Source organism: Alistipes sp. An31A (genome assembly GCF_002159425.1).
Classification (GTDB): domain Bacteria; phylum Bacteroidota; class Bacteroidia; order Bacteroidales; family Rikenellaceae; genus Alistipes; species Alistipes excrementigallinarum.
On record NZ_NFIO01000001.1, the window covers coordinates 116,296 to 135,228 of the forward strand.

The window sequence follows — 18,933 nt, forward strand, 5'->3', positions numbered from 1 at the left end:
CGGCCTACTGGTGCAGGAAGCGCTCGCAGTCGAGCGCCGCGATGCAGCCCGACCCGGCGGCGGTGATGGCCTGCCGGTAGTGGGGGTCCTGCACGTCGCCGGCGGCGAAGACACCCTCGACCGAGGTCTTCGAGGTGCCGGGTTCGGTGCGGATGTACCCCTCGGCGTCGAGCTCGAGCTGTCCGGCGAAGAGCTCCGTATTGGGGTGGTGGCCGATGGCCAGGAAGAAGCCGTCGATGTCGATGCGCCGCTCCGTGCCGTCGTTGTGGCGCAGCAGAGCCCCCGTCACGCCGTTGTCGTCACCCAGCACCTCGACCGTGTTGTGCTCGAAGAGCACCTCGATGTTGGGCGTATGGAAGACGCGCTCCTGCATCGCCTTCGAGGCGCGCAGATAGGGCTTGCGCACAATCATGTAGACCTTGCGGCAGAGCGAGGCGAGGTAGGTGGCCTCCTCGCAGGCCGTGTCGCCGCCGCCGACCACCGCCACATCCTTCTTGCGGTAGAAGAAGCCGTCGCACGTGGCGCAGGCGCTCACGCCCATCCCCCTGAAGCGCGTCTCCGACGGAAGGCCCAGGTACTTGGCCGAGGCGCCCGTCGAGACAATCAGCGTCTCGGCCCGGAGCTCCTTCTCTCCGTCGACCTCGACGCGGAAGGGGCGCTGCGAGAGGTCGACGCGCGTTACGACGCCCGAGCGTACGTCGGTGCCGAAGCGCTCGGCCTGACGCCGCAGGTCGGCCATCATCTGGTTGCCGTCCACCCCCTCGGGATAGCCCGGGAAGTTTTCGATTTCGGTGGTGGTGGTGAGCTGTCCGCCGGGCTCGATGCCCTCGTAGAGTACGGGCGCCAGGTTGGCGCGCGAGGTGTAGATGCCCGCGGTGTATCCCGCCGGGCCGCTGCCTATAATCAGGACTTTGACTTGTTCCATGTTCTCTATGGGTTGTTGGTGTTTGTGATTCGTAACTTGTTGCGGCGCCGGTTCGCCGCCTGGCGCGTCATCCGACGGGAAGGGGCTCCCTTGCATCGGCCGCCGGCTCCTCCTCGCCGAGCTCGGCAAGGGGTGCGAAGCGGGTGAGCTGCCGTCCGAGGTAGTCGAAGCGGGCCCAGTTGCCGGCCCGGCGTACGAGGCTAAGGCTCGTCGCGGGGTCGTACTCCACGATTTCGTAGTGCGGCGGGATGACATAGCCGCCCTGCTTGTCGATGAGGCCCATCCCTTCGGCCGTCTGCACCTCGGCGCGTCCCTCGTGGAAGTCGTTGGCCCAGAGGAAGTGCGAGGGGATGACCACCCGGTTCGAGGCGTCGACGAAGCCGTAGCCCGTCTCGTCCTCGACGCAGACGAGCCCCTCGAAGAGGTTGCTGCACCAGCGGTGCCCCTTCAGCCGGCGCAGGGCGGTGTAGGAGGCCGCCGTATCGTGCAGCGTCTGCCCCGCGTCCGCGGCGGTATGGCTCCGGCCCTGCTCCATGACCAGCTGCCGCAGCGCCTCGAAGGCCTCGTCGTCGGCCCCCGTGGTGCCGAAGCGGGCGTCGTGGTAGCGCAGCGGGATGAAGCGCCCGGCGCACCAGCGCAGATTCTCGGGCTTGAGGTTGCGGTGGTTGAAGCCGAGGCTGCGGAGCCCCTCCTGCAGCGTGTCGAGCGCCGCAAGCAGTGTGGCGGGCTCCTCCGTCTCCAACGCCGTAGAGAACTCCGCACCGGCGGGCAGCTCCTGCAGGATGAGGTCCGTGGTGCGGGGCGTGCCCAGCGTGTCGCACCACTGCATCTCGCCGGGGAGGATGCGGTAGGAGGCCAGCAGGTTGCTTGTCAGCCGGCGCAGACGGGCCGCCGTGCGCTCGATGCGCAGCAGCGCCTGAGGGGCCAGCGGCAGAAAGAGCAGCCAGCTGCCGCCCCGCCACTCGATGCGGGCCTCGGCAAAGCGGGTCGTCCGGCGCAGCCGGGGGAGCCCCTGACGGTCGGTGACGGCGCGTGCGTCGGCGAGCGTTGCGAAGGAGAGGTCGGGCGTGAGCAGCGCGCGGGTGAAGTCGTTGAGTGTGGGTGTCATCGTCTTATTCGGTTTTGACGCTGATGGAGCCGATGTTGAGCGCCGAGACCAGCTCGGCGGCCGAGGCGTTGAAGCAGAGGCCGCGGAAGGGCGGGAGCGCCCCGGCCCCCTTCAGCTCGCGGATGGCCGCATGGAAGGGTTCGGGCATCGTGCTCGAGCAGTCGTAGAGCAGCGAGGCGTAGCGGTTGGCGTAGTGCTCCTCGGAGGGTTCGGGGAAGAGCAGCGGGCGCATGTCGGCGGCCGTGGCGATGTGGATGTTGACCAGCAGCACGTTGCCGTCGGCCGTCGCCAGCGAGCGGATTTGTTCGGCCACCGTGCGGAGCTCCTCTCCGTCGCAGTCGGTCGCCTCGCCGTCGGTGATGTTGAAGACCACGGGCGGGAAGCTCTCGGCGTTTTCGGGGCGGAGGACCCACTCCGCGGCCAGGTCGCGGATGCGGCGCAGCGCCTCGCACATCGGCGTCTGCCCCTCGGCGCGGGGCTCGACCCAGCAGGGCGTGGGGATTTCGCGCAGCGAGATGCCGCCGTCGGGCAACCGGTATTCGAGCAGCTCGGTGCGGATGCGGGGCTCCATGGCGGCCAGTTCGCAGACGGTGTGCATCGCCGCCCGGTCGGCCAGCAGCGGCGTCACCTCGTCGTCGCCGTGGTAGCCCAGCACGGCGATGTCGTAGTAGTCGCGCACGCCGTCGCTGCGGCGCGCCCGCTCGATAAGCTCGAAGAGCAGTTCGTTGGCGATGGTGGCCACCACCTCGCTCTTGGCCTTGCAGCCGCCGCGGAAGTGAATCGGCTCGGCCATCGAGCCGGAGCAGTCGATGGCCAGGAAGAAGGCCGTGCGGTGGCTGCGCGTGATGCTTTGCGTATACATGGGTCGTAGTGTCGGGTTTTCTCGGTTCGGGTTTTCTCGGTTCGGGTTTTCTCGGTTCGGGTTTTCTCGGTTCGGGTTTTCTCGGTTCGGGTTTGTCGGGCGCTGTCGGGCGGGCCTTTCCGGGGCGGTTCTTTCCGGGGCGGTTCTTTCCGGGCGTATTCCCTGGGGCGGCCCCGGCCTCTGGCGGGGCGTCGGGCGGAGGGCCCGGTGCGGTTTTACGGCCGGCGCCTCGGGTGCGGGTTGCCGGGCGGAGACTCGGGTGCGGCTCAGTCGAGCCCCCGCACGGCGCGGTAGTCGAGCAGCCGCTCCTCCTCGCCGCCGTCGAGTCCGTAGCCGACCGCCTTGTCGGGCGAGCAGTCGCGGGCGCGGTCGGCATCGGTCATCTCGCGCAGCGCCCTGCGGGCGTGGGCGCCTCCCCGGACCGCCTCGTCGACCTCCTCCTGCGAGGGGAGGTGGCCCAGCAGCCGGGCATAGATGGAGAGCGCCCAGCGGCGGGCATGGTCATCGTAGCGGCGGGCGAAGCTGCGGAAGCGTTCGTCAATTAGGTCGGGGGAGGTCAGCTCGCCCCGTTCGATGGCGTCGCACAGCGCCTCGACCTCGCTGCGGGTGATGTAGGCTCCCGCCACGTCGAGCCAGTGGGCAGGCTCCCCGAGTGATGCCTCGAGCGGCGCCTCGCCCCGTTCGAGCATCGCCCCCAGTGAGGCGGCAATCGCCTTGTTGTAGAGCGCGATGCCGCGGCGCAGCGCCGTCTGGCGGATGACCGTCTTGCGGTAGTTGTAGAAGGGGGCGTCGGGCTCCTCGTCCGAGAGCGTGTGGAGCGTGTCGACGGCGTGGAGCATCGCCTGGGTGAGGTAGGGGTTGAAGGCCTCGAAGTTGACCACGTCGCGCCGCCGCGTGCGGTGGTCGCGCGTGGGCCACTTCTCGATGTCACGCACCGTGCCGTAGCTGGCCAGGTTGGCCCCGGGCATCAGCACCGAGCGCCCCTCCTTCTCGATGAGGTACGAGAAGGGGAAGTCCGAGGTGTCGTGGTGGTGGGTGTGGTGGCCCATCACCATGGTGAAGGCCCCTTCGAGCGCCGGCGACATGACGTAGGCGTCGCTGGCGAACTTGCAGCCCCGCAGGTGGACGGCCTGATGTACGGCGCCGCTCTTGAAGAGGTGGTTGCTCTGGTTGGTGCCGCTGCCGGCGTTGAAGAAGGAGAACATTCCGGCGATGAGCAGCGAAGAGCGGTGGTGCGAGACGGTGAAGGGGCCGGCGAAGATGGAGGCCGCCTCGCCGTTCTCGCAGTGCGAGCAGGCGAAGAAGAGGGCGTCGGTGGCCGAGTATCCCTTGTCGAGCCGGCAGCACTCGCCGATGAAGCAGCGTTCGACGATGACGCCGTTGTCGAGCTGCGCCTGCTCGGCGGCGATGAAGTCGCGCGCCTTGACGTCGATGCCGGCGCGGGCCCCGTCGCAGAGCGTGCCGTTCTCGAGCAGCGAGACGCCGTCGAGCTCCACGCGGTCGCCCGTCAGCACCTCGCGCAGCAGGCGGCAGGCCGTGATGCGGCAGTCGGAGCCGATGCGTCCGAACTCCGAGCGTACGCGCCCGGCCTCCTCCGCGGCCATGCGCTCCAGCGCGGCGACAAGCTGCGGGCGGTGGCGGTAGAGGGCCGCCAGATAGGCCGTCTGGGCCGAGAGCGCGGTGAAGATTTTCACCGTGCGGCCGCCCCCCTCGTTCATCGTCGCCACCGGCACTCCGTTGCCGAACGGGGAGGCGTGGCGGCACTCGAGCGCCGTGACGTCGGCCACGAGCGAGCGCTCGCCGATGTCGTAGTTGCGGACCCGCGAGCGGTAGATGCGAGCACCGGAGGCGATGCGGACACGCCCCTCGAGGCGGCATGCGGCCAGCTGCTCCGTGCAGAAGTCTGCGGCCACCCATACGTCGCTCCACGAGGAGGCGCTGCAGCCGGTAGCCTCGAGGCGGTGCACCTCGTCGTCGGTCAGATTGCGGAATTGGGACATAGGCTCCATTCGTTTGATGCAAAGATACGAAAAGGCGGGGCAAAAAGCGCGCCCGCATGAGTTTTTTGCCGGACCTCCTGCCGGAGGGGTTTTCGGGGGCGGGGGGCCTCTGCGTGCGGCGGCCGGGAGGGCTCTTCCGGCGGGCCGTTGCTCCGGCGGAGGCTGCAGCCGTCGGAATCGTCGCCTCGGCTCCCTCCTGCGGTCCGGGGCGGCGTTGCGCAGCCACGGTCGGGCCGTTGTCGCGGGCCCGCGCACGGGGCGGGTCACTCCCCGCACTCGTGCCCCTCGGGGTCGATGGTGCGGCACGTGCCGTCGCGGAAGATGCGGGCCCTTCCACTGCGGAAGGGCTTCACCGCCTCGCATCCCGGCAGGCTGAGCCGCGTGCGTCCGCTGCGGTCGATGTAGTGCCACGTGTGCCCCAGCCGTACGGCCGCCAGCCCCTCGCTGAAGTCGAAGCCGCAGTCGTAGAGGGGCGGAATGACCTCCCGCCCGTTGCAGCGGTAGCCCCACAGCCCGTTCTCGACAAAGAGCTCGGGCTCCTCGCCGGGTTCGGTCTCTTCTCCGGCCATTTCCTCGGCTCGCTCCGCCCCGGTGTCGGTCCGGGCGGTCTCCGCGGCTGGGGATGGAACTTCGCCGGGAGCGCTTCCGGCCATTTCCCCGGCTCCGGCCGCTCCTTCGGTTGCTGCACCTCCGGTTTCGGCACCATCGGGGCACCCCTTCCTGTCGGCGCGGGCGACGGCAAGGCGCAGCAGGTGCTCCAGGCCGAAGAGCTGCAGCGTGGGTGAGCACAACAATCGTGCAATCCGGTAGGCGACGGCCATGCCCCGCTGCTCGAAGAGGGTGAGCACCTCCTCCAGCACTCCGTCGCGGTCCATCCGCGACGGGGTGAAGAGCAGCCCGTCCGAGGCGTGGCGTGCCGCAAGCGAGGGGTCGAGCGCCAGGGCATGGAGTGCCGTCGAAATCAGCGCCGCGGGGTAGTCGTCGAGCGAGGCGTCCAAGTCGCCGGCCTCGCGGGCCGGGTGCTGGTAGGCCGTGGTGCCCAGCTCGGGGCTCCGCCGCCCGGCAAAGGCGGGGAGGAACATCGCGTCGAAGTCGATGAGCTGCAGTTCGCCCGAGGGGCGGACCACGATGTTCTCGGGCTTCAGGTCGCCGTGGGCCCAGTCGTCGGCCACCAGGCGGGCGGCCAGACGGTCGAAGCGGTTGGCCAGCGCACCGAGCCGCTCCCGGTCCGCAGCCTGCAGCGCAAGGTCAATCTCCTCGCGGAGCGTGCGCCCCTCGACCCAGTCGTCGACCACCACGTCGCACCAGACCCCCTCGTCGGGCGAGGTGTAGAGGAAGAGCTCGCGTGTCAGGAGCCTGCTGCCGTAGATTTCCGCCAGATGCTCGGCCGGCCGCATGTAGCAGCGCAGCGCCTGAAGGCGCCCTTCGCGGCGGATGCGGAAGACCGCCGCGCTGTTGCCCACGGCATAGAGCGGCCTTCCCTGCTGGTCGCGGCAGAGTTCGAAGGGCTCCAGCGTGCGGCAGAGCCCCGAGGGCTCCTCGAGCGTCGTGAGGTATTGGCGAAGAGTGTACACGCGTGCAGTATGGTGTTATAAAAAAAGAGGGCCGGATGTTCCGGCCCTGCTTCTTCTTTCGTGCGATTAGTGGCAGTGGCCGCAGCCGTCGCCGCAACCGTGGTCGTCGCAGCCGCAGTCGTGGTCGTGTTCGCCGCAGCCGCACGAGCAGCCGCCCTTCAAATCCTCGGGCGTCACGTCGCGCACCGATACCACCTCAACCTCGAAGTTGAGCGTCTTGCCGGCCATCGGGTGGTTGAAGTCCATCTTGACGTGCTCGTCGCCGACCTCCTTGACCGTGCCCATCATGCGGTTGCCCTGAGCGTCGCTCATCGGCACCTGCGAGCCCTCGAAGAGGATATCCTCGGCCAGCTTGCCGTCAACCATGAAGATGCTCTTCGGCAGGTCGACGATGGCCTCGGCAATCAGCTCGCCGTAGCCGTCCTTGGGCTCGAGCGTGAAGGATACCTTGTCGCCTACCTCCTTGCCGAGAATCGCCTCCTCGAACTTGGGGAGCAGCATGCCCGTGCCGAAGATGAACTCGAGGGGCTGGCCCGGACGCGACTGGTCCGCAATCTTGCCGTCGACGGTGAGCTTGTAGTTCACGCCGACCATTTTGTTCTGTGCTACTTTCATCTGAATATGCTTTGTTTTGAGTTATTGGCTCCGTTTCGTGCCGGTCCGGCTTCCGTCCTGCTGCGGGGACCGCTCGCCGTCGCGCGGGCGGTTGGAGCGGACGCTCCGGCGGGGTGCGGTTCGCACCGGCAAGTCGTCAAAGGTACGCACTTCGGCGCGAGTTGCCAAATTCTTGCGCAAAATAATGCATCCCGCCCCTCGGAACGGGGCGCAGACGGCGCTCCGACACCCTTCTCCCGGATTCTTCTTTCGGCCTTTTCTCCTTTCTCCCGGCCTTCCTCTTCCGGTCGCCTCTTTCTTTTTCGGCCTTCTCTCCCTCCGGGTCGCCTTTTCCTCTTCCGGCCTCCTCTTCGGGACACCCGCCTTCGGCCTCCTTCCGGGACAAAAGGCAGGGGCGGCAGCCTGCGGCCGCCGCCCCCGAAGCATCGGAGCCTGTCACTCCCGGTTAATCGAGGTTGCGGCAGCAGAGGTTGCGGTCGCCGTAGCCGTTGTCGATTTTCGAGACGTAGGGGAAGAACTTCGCCTGGCGAATCCACTCCAGCGGGAAGGCCGCCTCCATGCGCGTGTAGGGGTGGGTCCACTCGCCAGCCAGCTCGACGGCCGTATGGGGCGCATTCACCACCACGTTGTCCGCCTTGCCGACCGCCGCCTCGCACTCGCGCTTGATTTGGACGAGCGCCTCGATGAAGCGGTCCATCTCGGCCTTGGGCTCCGACTCGGTGGGCTCGACCATGAGCGTCTCGTGGACGGGGAACGAGAGCGTCGGGGCGTGGAAGCCGTAATCCATCAGACGGTGGGCGATGTCGCCGCAGTCGATGTTGTAGTCATGCTTGAAGTGCGTCAGGTCGAGAATCATCTCGTGGCCCACGCGGCCCGTCTCGCCCGAGTAGTAGGTGCGGAACTCCGGAGCGAGGGCCGCCGACATGTAGTTGGCATTGACGATGGCCATCTCGGTGGCGTGGCGCAGACCCTCCTCACCCAGCATCTTGATGTAGCCGTAGGTGATGGGGAGCAGCATGGCCGAGCCCCACGGGGCCGAAGCCACCGCCGTGATGCCTTCGTCGCCGCCCGTGCCGACAATCGGATGCGAGGGGAGGAACGGACGCAGATGTTCGGCCACGCAGATGGGGCCCACGCCCGGACCGCCGCCGCCGTGAGGCATGGCGAAGGTTTTGTGGAGGTTCAGGTGGCAGACGTCGGCGCCGATGTAGCCCGGGTTGGTCAGACCTACCTGGGCGTTCATGTTGGCGCCGTCCATGTAGACCTGGCCGCCGGCGTCGTGCACCGCGTCGACAATCTCGCGGATGCGGCTCTCGAAGACGCCGTGCGTCGAGGGGTAGGTCACCATCAGGCCGCAGAGCTCCGAGCTGTGCTCGCGGGCTTTGGCCTCGAGGTCCTCGACGTCGATGTTGCCCCGCTCGTCGCAGGCGACCGTCACGATTTTCATGCCGGCCATCGCTGCCGAGGCGGGGTTCGTGCCGTGGGCCGAGGCGGGAATGAGCACCACGTTGCGGTAGCCCTGGCCGCGGCTCTGGTGGTAGGCGCGGATGACCATCAGACCGGTGTACTCGCCCGCGGCGCCCGAGTTGGGCTGCAGCGAGCAGGCGGCAAAGCCGGTGATGGTGGCCAGGTCGCGCTCGAGCTCGGCGATGAGCTCCATGTAGCCCTCGGCCTGGTCGGCCGGGGCGAAGGGGTGCATGTTCTGGAAGCCGGCCAGCGAGAGCGGCTGCATGAGCGCCGCGGCGTTGAGCTTCATGGTGCACGAACCGAGCGAAATCATCGAGTTGGCCAGCGAGATGTCGCGCAGCTCGAGCCGCTTGATGTAGCGCATCAGCTCGTTCTCCGAGCGGCAGGCGTGGAAGACCGGCTCGGTCAGGTAGTTCGACTGGCGGCGCAGGGCGGCCGGGATGCTCTCCTCGGTGGCGTATTTCGTCGCCTTGGCCTTGCGGCCCTTCGCCTGGGCGAAGATGTGCAGCACGAGGTCGACCTCCTCGGGGGTGGTCACCTCGTCGAACGACATGCGCACGCGCTCCTCCGAGGGGTAGTAGAAGTTGATGCCCTGCTCGAGCGCCAGCGACTGGACGACGGCCGCCTCGGCCTCGACCTCGAGCGTGTCGAAGAAGTCGTGTGCGGCGAGCGTGTAGCCCAGCGCCTCGAGCCCGCGGGCGACGGTCACGGCCGCAAGGTGGGCCGTCAGGGCGGCGCGGCGCAGCCCCTCGGGACCGTTGTAGACGCAGTAGAAGCCCGTCATCGAGGCCATGAGGGCCGTGGCGGTGCAGATGTTCGAGGTGGCCTTTTCGCGCTTGATGTGCTGCTCGCGCATCTGGAGCGCCATGCGCAGCGCGCGGTTGCCCAGGCGGTCGACCGAAACGCCGATGATGCGGCCCGGCATGTGGCGCTTGAAGGCTTCGCGCGTGGCCATGTAGCCGGCGGCCGGACCGCCGAAGCCCATCGGCGTGCCGAGACGCTGCGCCGTACCCACGGCGATGTCGGCGCCCCACTCGCCCGGGGCCTTCACCAGCGCCAGGGCCAGCAGGTCGGCCACGGCCGTCACGAGCGCCCCCTTGGCGTGGGCCGCGGCGGTGAAGTCCGAGTAGTCGCGCAGGTGGCCGTTGGCGGCCGGGTACTGCACGATGGCGCCGAACTCCTTGCCCGTGAATTCATACTCGTCGTACTCGTCGATGATAAGCTCGATGCCGAAGGGCTCGCTGCGCGTGAGCAGCACGTCGAGCGTCTGGGGGAAGATGTTGCGGTCGACGAAGAGCTGGTTGCGTCCTTCGCGCACTGCCTCGCGCGAGCGAAGCGCGAACATCATCAGCATCGCCTCGGCTGCGGCCGTTCCCTCGTCGAGCAGCGAGCAGTTGCCGATTTCCATCCCCGTGAGCGAGATGACGGCAGTCTGGAAGTTGAGCAGCGCCTCGAGGCGGCCCTGCGAAATCTCGGCCTGATAGGGGGTGTAGGAGGTGTACCAGGCGGGGTTCTCGAAGACGTTGCGCGACACGGCGGCCGGCACGGCGCAGGGGTAGTAGCCCATGCCGATGAACGAGCGCAGCGTGCGGTTGCGGTCGGCCAGCGCGCGGATGTGGGCCGAGAATTCGTATTCGCTCATCCCCTGGGCGGGCAGAGCGAGCGGCTTCTTGAGCCGGATGGATTGGGGAATGACCTGCGCGATGAGCTCCTCGACGGAGCCGACGCCGATGGTGTCGAGCATCGCCTTCAGTTCGTTTTCGCGGGTGACGCCGATGTGGCGGTCGGAGAATTTGTCGAACATAGGATTCGTTGGTTATTGAGTTTTTTGCGGGTTATGCGTTGGTTGTCTTTGCGTTCCGTATCGTGTTTTGTATTGTGTTGCCTTGTCTTGTGCTGTGCCTCTGCCCGGTGCTGTGCCGGTGCCTCCGGCGGTGCGGCTCATCGGCCCCCGGGGGCCTTCGTATCAATCTCGTCGGGCCAGGGGCAGGGCTCGCCCGTCGCCTTGAACGAGGGGCGCTGGGCGCCGACCCGGCGCAGGAAGCGTCCCAGACGGCGTGACAGCTCGCGGACCCGGCGCGGCTCGGAGGCGGAGAGCTCCTCCCGCTCGCCGATGTCGCGGCGGATGTTGAAGAGCTCGCGGCGGCCGTCCTCGTAGTAGTAGACCAGCTTCCAGTCGCCGCGGCGGATGGTGCAGGTGGGGCCGATGCCCGGGCCCGTGGGGCCCCAGACGTTGGGGCAGTTCCAGTAGAGCGAGCGCCCGCGTGCGGGGTTCGGGCCGCGCCCCGTAAGCAGTGGGACGAACGAGCGTCCGTCAATCGGCTGCACGGTCCGGTAGCGGCGGATGCCCGCCATCTCGAGGATGGTGGGGTAGAAGTCCTCGATGAGCAGGTAGTCGTCGCACCGCTCGCCGCCGCGCGTGACGCCCGGCCAGTAGACGAGCATCGGTTCGCGGATGCCCCCTTCGTAGGCCGACCCCTTGCCGCTGTTGAGCGGGGCGTTCTGCGTGTGGAGCGCGCCGTCGCGCGTCCCCTCGGCCGCCAGACCGCCGTTGTCGCTCATGAAGAGGATGATGGTGTTCTGCAGCTCGTCGTTGCGTTCGAGCCAGTCGAGCAGGTCGCCCAGGCTCTTGTCCATTCCCTCGACCAGCGCCGCGTAGGCCGCCTCGCGGTCGCTCAGCCCCCGCTCCTTGTATTTGGCGAAGAAGCGGGCGTCGCGGTCGACGGGGACGTGGACGGCGTAGTGCGCCATGTAGAGGAAGAAGGGCTGGCCGTAGCGGCGGGCCTTGTCGAGCGCGTGGAGCGCTTCGCGCGTGAGCGCCTCCGAAAGAAAGGTCTCCGTGCCCCAGTATTTTTCGAGCCCCGGCGTTGCGAAGAGCGACTGCGGGGCGCCGTCGGTGCGGTTGCCGTAGTTCTGCTCGCCCAGATAGCTGGCCGGACCTCCGGCGGCGTGGCCGGCGATGTTGACCTCGAAGCCGAAGTGGTGCGGGTCTTCGCCCGGGGTGTCGATGGCTCCGAAGTGAGCCTTGCCGCAGTGAATCGTGTGGTAGCCGCTGCGGCGCAGCAGCTCGACGAAGGAGGTGGCGCGGAAGGTGCGGTCGACCTCGCCCGACTGGAGGATGCCGTTGACGTTCCACTCGGGCAGCTGCAGCGTGGGGCTCTCGTGGTCGGTCGACTTGTCGCGCTCGAGCGTCCAGTTCGTGACGCAGTGGCGTGCGGCGTTGCACCCCGTGAGCAGGCTGCAGCGCGACGGGGAGCTGATGCTCGAGGCGTAGGCCTGCGTGAAGAGCGTTCCCATCGAGGCGAGCCGCTCCATCGCGGGGGTCTCGAAGAGGCGGTTGTAGGGGGTCCGTTCGCTCCAGAAGGGGACCGACGTGTCCTGCCACCCCATGTCGTCGACCATGAAGAGGATGATGTTGGGACGGCGCGTCGGCGCGTCCTCGGTGCGGGATGCCGCTCCGGTAGCTCCGGCGGCTCCGTGGGCTGCGAGCGGCAGGGCGGCCGCGGCCAGAAGAAGGCTTTTTTCCATGCGGGTGCGGGGGTGGTGGGTTCTGAATGTTGCGGGTCGTTGCTCTCCGGTACTCGGGCGGGGGTCAGTACTTGAAGCTGCTGCCGCCGATGAATTCGCGCAGAATCGAGGTGGGCGGCACCTCGTCGGGCGCAATGGGGATGAAGTTGTCGAGGAACTTGAGCATGCGGCGCGCCTCGTCGAATTCGGGAACCGTGTCGGGCACCTCGCGCAGAATCTTCTCGGCGAAGGGGCGCAGCACCGAAATCTCGTAGAAGAGCGACGAGTTGAACATCACGTCGGCATTCTCCTGATAGGGGAAGATGTGCCGCTCTTCGCCCCGCCGCACCGAAGCCCAGCGCGAGAGGGTGGCCAGCGCGTCGGAGCCCCGCTGCTGGTAGTCGCGCGTGAGGCGGCGCAGCAGCCGGTTGTCGGTGGTGGCGATGCGCGAGAGGTTGTCCATCGCCACCGAGGTGAAGCACGAGATGTAGATGCGGAACTTCTGCTCGTCGGGGATGGCGGGGGTCAGCCGCGGGTTGAGGCCGTGGATGCCCTCGATGACGAGGATGGAGCGCTCGTCGAGCGTCAGCGGCGCGTTGTGCCATGTGCGGCGCCCGGTGATGAAGTCGTAGCGGGGGATGTCGACGCTCTCGCCCCGCATCAGGCGGCGCAGGTGGTCGTTGAAGAGCTCCAGGTCGATGGCCTCGAGCGCCTCGTAGTCGTACTCGCCGTTTTCGTCGCGGGGCGTATGCTCGCGGTCGACGAAGTAGTCGTCGAGCGAGATGAGCACGGGCTTGAGTCCCAGCACGCCCAGCTGGAGGCCGAGGCGTTTGGCCGAGGTGGTCTTGCCGCTGCTCGAGGGGCCCGAGATGAGCACCATGCGGGTGCCGCGCGTGCGGTTGGCCTCCAGAATGGCGTCGGCCGTCTGGGCGAACTTGCGTTCGTGGAAGGCTTCGGCCAGCTTGATCATGCCTCCGGCGTCGCCGGCGAGCACCTTCGAGTTGACGTCGCCCACCGTGGGGACGCCCATGATGCGGACCCACGACTGGTATTCGCGGAAGATGTCGAACATCTTCTCCTGGTGCACCTCCCTCTGGAGCCGGTCGGGCGCCGTGCGCAGCGGCAGCGAGAGGTAGAAGCCGTTGTAGTAGGGGGTGATGTCGAAGAGGGTGATGTAGCCGGTCGAGGGGGCCAGCGAGCCGTAGAAGTAGCCGGCCGTGTCGCCCAGCGTATAGAGGTCGCTGTAGAGGCGCGGACGCGTATCCAGCAGCGCCACCTTGTCGTCGAAGCCCAGCTCGGTGTAGCGGGCGCGCACCTCGTCGGTGGGCAGCTTCTCGCGCCGAATCGGCATGTCGGCCGCTGCCAGCTGCCGCATGCGCTCCTTGAGCCGTGCGGCAGCGTCCGGGGAGAAGCGCTCGATGCCCTCAATCTCGCAGTAGAAGCCGCTCTGTCCCATCGAGTGGCGGATGTGGAGCCGCTTGCCGGGAAAGAGCTCGCCCGCGGCCAGCTGCAGCAGGAACCACGAGGTGCGCTGGTAGACGCGCAGCCCCGCAAACGAGGTGATGTCGACGAAGCGCAGCGATACGGGGGAGAAGATGCGGTAGTTGAGTTCGCGGATGCGGTTGTTGACGTAGGCGGCGAGGAAGGGGTGGTCGCCCGGGGTCACCTTGCGCGCGAGTTCGAGCAGCGAGGTGCCCATCGGAATCCGGATTCGCTCGCCGGATGTTTCGTAGATGACTTGAACGGTGTCGGTCATGTTTTTTCGATGTCTCAATGTGTAAAGGTAGAAATTATTTGTAATTTTGGCAAACGAATACCGAGAATATGAGAATGCTTTTCCGCTTTGTAACGGTGCTGGCGGCCCTTGTGACGGTGGCCTGTGCACCGCGTGAACGGGTTGTGGTCATTCTGTCGACCAACGACATGCACGCCAAAATCGAGCGCTTCGCCCGTCTGGCCGCGGCCGTCGAGCGCTGCCGCGACACGGTGAGCGACGTGGTGCTGGCCGATGCCGGCGACCGCTGGACGGGCAACGCCTTTGTCGACAAGGCCCCCACGCCCGGCATGCCGATGCTCTCGCTGATGAACCGTCTGGGGTTCGACGTGGCGACGCTCGGCAACCATGAGTTCGACTACGGACAGGCCTTTCTGGGGCGCATGCTCGACAGCATGCGCTTCGCGGTGGTCTGCGCCAACGTGGTGAGCGACACGGCGACCTTCCCGCAGATGGCCCCCTGGACCATCCTCGAGCGCGGAGGCGTGCGCATCGGCTTCGTCGGCGTGGTGACCAACTACGAGGGTCCGGGCCATCCGGCGGGCAACGACTCGAGCTACGCCGGCCTCGAATTCCCCGACCCGCAGCAGGCGGCGGCGCGCTGCGCCCGCGAGCTGCGCGACAAGGTCGACGTGCTGGTGCTGCTGTCGCACATGGGTGACGACCGCGACCGCGAGTTCCTCTCTTCGAACAGCGACTACGACCTGCTGCTGAGCGGCCACACCCACGTGGTGGTCGACACCCTCGTCGGGGGGACGCCCCTGCTGCAGACGGGCAAGGAGCTGCGCAACGTCGGGGTGACGGTGCTCCGCCTGAAGGGGCATCGCCTGGTGGGCGTCGAGACGCGCGTGGTGCCGCTCTCCGACTACGAGCCTGCGCCCGAATATGAGGCTCTGGTGGCGGAAATCTACGCCTCGCCCGAGCTGAACGCCCCGGTGGGGAGTCTGGCCGAGGCGGCCGACAAGCAGGGGCTTGCCAACTGGATGGCCGAAGCGGTGGCCGACTGCGCCGATGCCGAGGTGGGCTTCTACCACGTGGGCGGCGTGCGGCTCGACCGCGTCGAAAAGGGTGCCGTGAGCTCCGCCACGGTCTATGGCCTCGAGCCCTTCGGCACGCATGTGGCCGCCATGCGGATGACCCCCGCGCAGATGCGGCGGATGATTGTCGAGAAGTACAACGATACGGTGAACCTGAAGGAGGCGCACCGCATCGACCTCATAGCGACGACCCCCTACGAACTGGTTGTCGATGCGGAGGACCGGGCCCTCGACGTGCGCTTCCCGAAGTTGCTCGAGGGGCGTCTCTACCGTGTGGCGATGAACGACTACATCTTCCGCAACTACCGCGCGCTGGAGTATGCGGATGGCCGCATCCTTGACGACGAGGTGGCCGGCGTCCTGCTCGAAGAGCTGCGCGAGGACTCCCCGCTGCACCCCGACAACGAGGCGCGGCAGCGTGTCGTCCGCCTCGGAGCAGGGTCGCGCTGACCTCGGAGCGGCGTCACATGACTTCGGAGTGGTGTCGCACTGACCTTGGAGCGGCGTCGCACTGATCCGGAGCAGGGTCGCACTGACGACGGGGCGTCCTCATCTTGTGCCTTGCGGGCCTTCTTCCCGGCAGCGGGAGGGAGGCCCGGCCTTTTTCCCGGAGCGGGTCTTGGCGGCAAATCGGCCGAAAATCGGCTGAAAAATTTGATTTTCAGCGAAAAAGATGTAGCTTTGCAGTCCCGCATACGCGCAACATGCGCGCATGGTTCCGGGTATGAACTTAATTATTAACCATTTAACGAGCGATTGTATCGCAAAACTTTCCACAATGGAAGAAAACAAAACTGCCGTTGCCAACGAGAATTTCGATTGGAACGCCTATGAGAACGACCTGGGTGTCTATGACCAGCCCAAGGAGCAAATCACCGAGGCCTACGACAAGACGCTGTCGAACGTAGCTGTCGGCGAGGTTGTCGAGGGTACGGTTACCGCCATCAACAAGCGTGAGGTTCTCGTCAACATCGGCTACAAGAGCGAGGGTGTGATTCCCGTTTCGGAGTTCCGCTACAACCCCGACCTGAAGGTAGGCGACAAGGTAGAGGTCTACGTCGAGTCGGCCGAGGACAAGAACGGCCAGCTGCTGCTCTCGCACAAGAAGGCCCGTCAGCTCAAGTCGTGGGACCGCGTCAACGAGGCCCTCGAGAAGGACGAGGTCATCAAGGGTTACATCAAGTGCCGTACGAAGGGCGGTATGATTGTCGACGTGTTCGGCATCGAGGCCTTCCTGCCCGGCTCGCAGATTGACGTGAAGCCGATTCGCGACTACGACGTATATGTCGACAAGACCATGGAGTTCAAGGTTGTGAAAATCAACCAGGAGTTCCGCAACGTGGTCGTTTCGCACAAGGCCCTCATCGAGGCCGAGCTCGAGGCTCAGAAGCAGATTATCATGTCGAAGCTCGAGAAGGGTCAGATTCTCGAGGGTACGGTCAAGAACATCACCTCCTACGGCGTATTCGTCGACCTGGGCGGTGTGGACGGTCTGATTCACATCACCGACCTGTCGTGGGGCCGCGTAAACCACCCCGAGGAGATTGTTTCGCTCGACCAGAAAATCAAGGTCGTTATCCTGGACTTCGACGATGCCAAGAAGCGCATCGCTCTGGGTCTGAAGCAGCTTACCCCGCATCCGTGGGAGGCACTCGACCCCAACCTCAAGGTGGGTGACCACGTGAAGGGCAAGGTGGTTGTGATGGCCGACTACGGCGCATTCGTCGAGATTGCTCCCGGTGTGGAGGGTCTGATTCACGTTTCGGAGATGTCGTGGAGCCAGCACCTGCGTTCGGCTCAGGACTTCCTGAAGGTGGGCGACGAGGTTGAGGCCGTCATCCTGACGCTCGACCGCGAGGAGCGCAAGATGTCGCTGGGCATCAAGCAGCTGACCCCCGACCCGTGGGAGAACATCGAGACCAAGTATCCCGTCGGTACGAAGTGCACGGCCAAGGTGCGCAACTTCACCAACTTCGGCGTATTCGTCGAGATTGAGGAGGGCATCGACGGTCTGATTCACATTTCGGACCTGAGCTGGACCAAGAAAATCAAGCACCCCGGTGAGTTCACGCAGGTAGGTGCCGACATCGACGTGGTTGTGCTTGAAATCGACAAGGAGAACCGCCGTCTGTCGCTCGGTCACAAGCAGCTCGAGGAGAACCCCTGGACCGAGTTCGAGAAGCAGTTCCCCATCGACAGCATCCACGAGGGTACCATCACCGAGATGACCGAGAAGGGTGCCGTCGTAGCACTGAGTGACAGCGTCGAGGGCTTCTGCCCGAACCGTCAGCTCACCAAGGAGGACGGCTCGATGCCGAAGGTCGGCGACAAGCTGGCATTCAAGATTCTCGAGTTCTCGAAGGCTACCAAGCGTATCACGCTTTCGCACGTGCGTACCTACTCGGACGCCAAGAAGGCTGAAATCGCTGCCGAGAAGGCCGAGAAGCGCGCTGCTGCCGACGCTACGAAGTCGACGGTGAAGAAGATTAACGCTTCGGTCGAGAAGACGACCCTCGGCGACATCGCCGGTCTGGCCGCTCTGAAGGCCGCCATGGAGAATGCCGAGAAGAACGAGAAGTAATTCTTCGGTTATTCGGTAATACCGACGCCCGCACCTTGAGTGGTGCGGGCGTTTTTTTGTGTCCGGTCCGGTCCCGGTGGCGACGGCGACGGCGCGGAACAGGGCAGAGGCGGTTTGTTGCGGAGCGGTGAGTCGTGTGTGCAGGTGAGCGTGTGAGTTGTGATTAAGGGTGAGGGGGGCGTGTTGGGCGAGAGCGTGAACGCGAGGGTGCGGGGCAGCCAATCCCGCGCGGCGAAGTCGGAGGAGGAGAGAATGGAGTGCCGGAAGAGGGGCGAGCGTGGTGGGGCCAGCCGATTCGGGCAGGATGACGGGACGGGGCGGTGCCGGGGCGGCATTGGGGTGGTGTCGAGGGCGGAGGAGTGCGGCTGAGTGCGGCGTCAGCGTGGCGCGGCCGGGTGGAGGCTTTTGGGTGTGTGAGGCTGGGCTGAGCCTTGGGTGCGGCCGCAGCGCAATAGCGGTCTGCAGAAGGTTGGCGCGGTTGGGCAGGGAAGGTTTGGAGTGGCCCGGGACCGGAAGGCTGGGCTTGTCTGACAGAATGCGGGTAGAAACGGAGGCTTGCCGTCTGGACCGGCTTGCCGTCTGGACCGGCTTGCCGTCTGGACAACTTGCCGGAGGGAAGGTCTGTTGTGGAGCTTTGCTCCTCAGCGGACCGCCGAGTAACGTCGTGGGGCCGCCACCTGGGGCGCACCCAAACAAAAAGGCCCTCCGCTGAGCGGAAGGCCTTTGTCGTGTTGAGACGATGCCTTATTCGGCAGCGACTACCGAGAACTTGATGGTAGCCTTTACCTCGCGGTGCAGCTTGGCCGTTGCCTCGTACTCGCCCACGGTCTTGATGGGCTCGACGACAATCAGCTTGCGGTCCACCTCGATGCCTTTGGCTGCGAGTGCCTCGGCCAGGTCGGCTGCGGTCACCGTACCGAAGAGCTTGCCCTCCTCGGCCTTCACGTTGAGCGTGAGCGGCAGGTTGGCGATGGTCTCGGCCAGAGCCTGGGCGTCGGCCAGAATCTTGGCGTCCTTGTGGGCGCGCTGCTTCAGATTCTCGGCGAGCACCTTCTTGGCGGCTGCGGTGGCAACCTTGGCGTATCCCTGGGGAATCAGGTAGTTGTTTGCGTAACCGGGCTTCACGTTCACGATGTCGTTGGCGTAGCCCAGCTTATCCATATCCTTAATCAGAATGACTTCCATTGTCTCTCCTCCTCTTTAATTATTTCATGCAATCGGTTACGAAGGGCAGGATGGCGAGATGACGGGCGCGCTTGACGGCCTGGGCCACCTTCTTCTGGAACTTCTGCGAAGTACCCGTAAGACGACGGGGCAGAATCTTGCCCTGCTCGTTGAGGAACTTCTTCAGGAACTCGCCGTCCTTGTAGTCCACGTACTTGATGCCGAGCTTCTTGAAACGGCAGTACTTCTTCTTCTTGACGTCTACCGTCACCGGGTTGAGGTAACGGATTTCCGATTGAGCCTTGTTCTCCTGTGCCAT

The 18,933-nt window shown here is 66.1% G+C and carries 13 protein-coding genes; 2 read left to right on the forward strand and 11 right to left on the reverse strand.

The window, feature by feature from the left end; genetic code table 11:
* Positions 1-4 precede the first annotated feature (4 nt).
* The 9 genes from trxB to B5F90_RS00625 all read right to left on the reverse strand — a co-directional run bounded on the left by trxB (position 5) and on the right by B5F90_RS00625 (position 13,814).
* A complete protein-coding gene (gene trxB / locus B5F90_RS00585) occupies positions 5-925 on the reverse strand; it encodes a thioredoxin-disulfide reductase (protein WP_087359918.1) in 921 nt (306 codons plus the stop codon).
* Positions 926-992: 67 nt separating this feature from the next.
* Positions 993-2,033 carry a WG repeat-containing protein gene (locus B5F90_RS00590; RefSeq protein ID WP_087359921.1) on the reverse strand — a complete coding sequence of 347 codons (1,041 nt, stop codon included), beginning with the start codon at positions 2,031-2,033 and terminating at the stop codon, positions 993-995.
* A 4-nt stretch (positions 2,034-2,037) separates the two neighbouring features.
* Entirely contained in the window at positions 2,038-2,895 is an 858-nt protein-coding gene (locus tag B5F90_RS00595; protein WP_087359924.1) for a hypothetical protein, read from the reverse strand.
* A 266-nt stretch (positions 2,896-3,161) separates the two neighbouring features.
* Positions 3,162-4,895 (reverse strand): DUF4954 family protein, encoded by a 1,734-nt coding sequence (locus B5F90_RS00600; RefSeq protein ID WP_087359927.1) that lies wholly within the window; start codon positions 4,893-4,895, stop codon positions 3,162-3,164.
* A 263-nt stretch (positions 4,896-5,158) separates the two neighbouring features.
* The gene (locus tag B5F90_RS00605) at positions 5,159-6,469 is read right to left on the reverse strand and encodes a WG repeat-containing protein (protein WP_143256066.1); all 1,311 of its coding nucleotides are present in this window, start codon (positions 6,467-6,469) and stop codon (positions 5,159-5,161) included.
* A gap of 66 nt (positions 6,470-6,535) precedes the next feature.
* Positions 6,536-7,084 (reverse strand): peptidylprolyl isomerase, encoded by a 549-nt coding sequence (locus tag B5F90_RS00610; protein ID WP_087359930.1) that lies wholly within the window; start codon positions 7,082-7,084, stop codon positions 6,536-6,538.
* Positions 7,085-7,529: 445 nt separating this feature from the next.
* Positions 7,530-10,355 (reverse strand): aminomethyl-transferring glycine dehydrogenase, encoded by a 2,826-nt coding sequence (gene gcvP / locus B5F90_RS00615; protein WP_087359933.1) that lies wholly within the window; start codon positions 10,353-10,355, stop codon positions 7,530-7,532.
* A gap of 137 nt (positions 10,356-10,492) precedes the next feature.
* Positions 10,493-12,079 carry a sulfatase gene (locus B5F90_RS00620; protein ID WP_087359936.1) on the reverse strand — a complete coding sequence of 529 codons (1,587 nt, stop codon included), beginning with the start codon at positions 12,077-12,079 and terminating at the stop codon, positions 10,493-10,495.
* Positions 12,080-12,143: 64 nt separating this feature from the next.
* Positions 12,144-13,814, reverse strand: a complete 1,671-nt coding sequence (locus tag B5F90_RS00625) for a nucleoside kinase (protein WP_087359939.1) — start codon at positions 13,812-13,814, stop codon at positions 12,144-12,146.
* Positions 13,815-13,882: 68 nt separating this feature from the next.
* Here B5F90_RS00625 and B5F90_RS00630 point away from each other — a divergent pair, with 68 nt between their 5' ends.
* Both B5F90_RS00630 and rpsA read left to right on the forward strand, forming a co-directional pair.
* Entirely contained in the window at positions 13,883-15,319 is a 1,437-nt protein-coding gene (locus B5F90_RS00630; protein ID WP_087359942.1) for a bifunctional UDP-sugar hydrolase/5'-nucleotidase, read from the forward strand.
* A 328-nt stretch (positions 15,320-15,647) separates the two neighbouring features.
* Entirely contained in the window at positions 15,648-17,450 is a 1,803-nt protein-coding gene (gene rpsA, locus B5F90_RS00635) for a 30S ribosomal protein S1 (RefSeq protein ID WP_087359945.1), read from the forward strand.
* 744 nt (positions 17,451-18,194) lie between these two features.
* On the opposite strand, the gene rplI is transcribed toward rpsA, so the two are convergent.
* On the reverse strand, positions 18,195-18,635 hold the full coding sequence (gene rplI, locus B5F90_RS00645; RefSeq protein WP_087359952.1) for a 50S ribosomal protein L9: 441 nt from the start codon (positions 18,633-18,635) through the stop codon (positions 18,195-18,197).
* Between the two features lie 19 nt (positions 18,636-18,654).
* Positions 18,655-18,933, reverse strand: coding sequence for a 30S ribosomal protein S18 (gene rpsR, locus B5F90_RS00650; RefSeq protein ID WP_087359955.1), 279 nt, complete (start codon positions 18,931-18,933; stop codon positions 18,655-18,657).

Bases quoted from the DNA above. Each gene is read 5' to 3' on its own strand.
- trxB (WP_087359918.1), bottom strand. From the start codon at position 925: ATGGAACAAGTCAAAGTCCTGATTATAGGCAGCGGCCCGGCGGGATAC.
- B5F90_RS00590 (WP_087359921.1), bottom strand. From the start codon at position 2,033: ATGACACCCACACTCAACGACTTCACCCGCGCGCTGCTCACGCCCGAC.
- B5F90_RS00595 (WP_087359924.1), bottom strand. From the start codon at position 2,895: ATGTATACGCAAAGCATCACGCGCAGCCACCGCACGGCCTTCTTCCTG.
- B5F90_RS00600 (WP_087359927.1), bottom strand. From the start codon at position 4,895: ATGTCCCAATTCCGCAATCTGACCGACGACGAGGTGCACCGCCTCGAG.
- B5F90_RS00610 (WP_087359930.1), bottom strand. From the start codon at position 7,084: ATGAAAGTAGCACAGAACAAAATGGTCGGCGTGAACTACAAGCTCACC.
- gcvP (WP_087359933.1), bottom strand. From the start codon at position 10,355: ATGTTCGACAAATTCTCCGACCGCCACATCGGCGTCACCCGCGAAAAC.
- B5F90_RS00620 (WP_087359936.1), bottom strand. From the start codon at position 12,079: ATGGAAAAAAGCCTTCTTCTGGCCGCGGCCGCCCTGCCGCTCGCAGCC.
- B5F90_RS00625 (WP_087359939.1), bottom strand. From the start codon at position 13,814: ATGACCGACACCGTTCAAGTCATCTACGAAACATCCGGCGAGCGAATC.
- B5F90_RS00630 (WP_087359942.1), top strand. From the start codon at position 13,883: ATGAGAATGCTTTTCCGCTTTGTAACGGTGCTGGCGGCCCTTGTGACG.
- rpsA (WP_087359945.1), top strand. From the start codon at position 15,648: ATGGAAGAAAACAAAACTGCCGTTGCCAACGAGAATTTCGATTGGAAC.
- rplI (WP_087359952.1), bottom strand. From the start codon at position 18,635: ATGGAAGTCATTCTGATTAAGGATATGGATAAGCTGGGCTACGCCAAC.
- rpsR (WP_087359955.1), bottom strand. From the start codon at position 18,933: ATGGCACAGGAGAACAAGGCTCAATCGGAAATCCGTTACCTCAACCCG.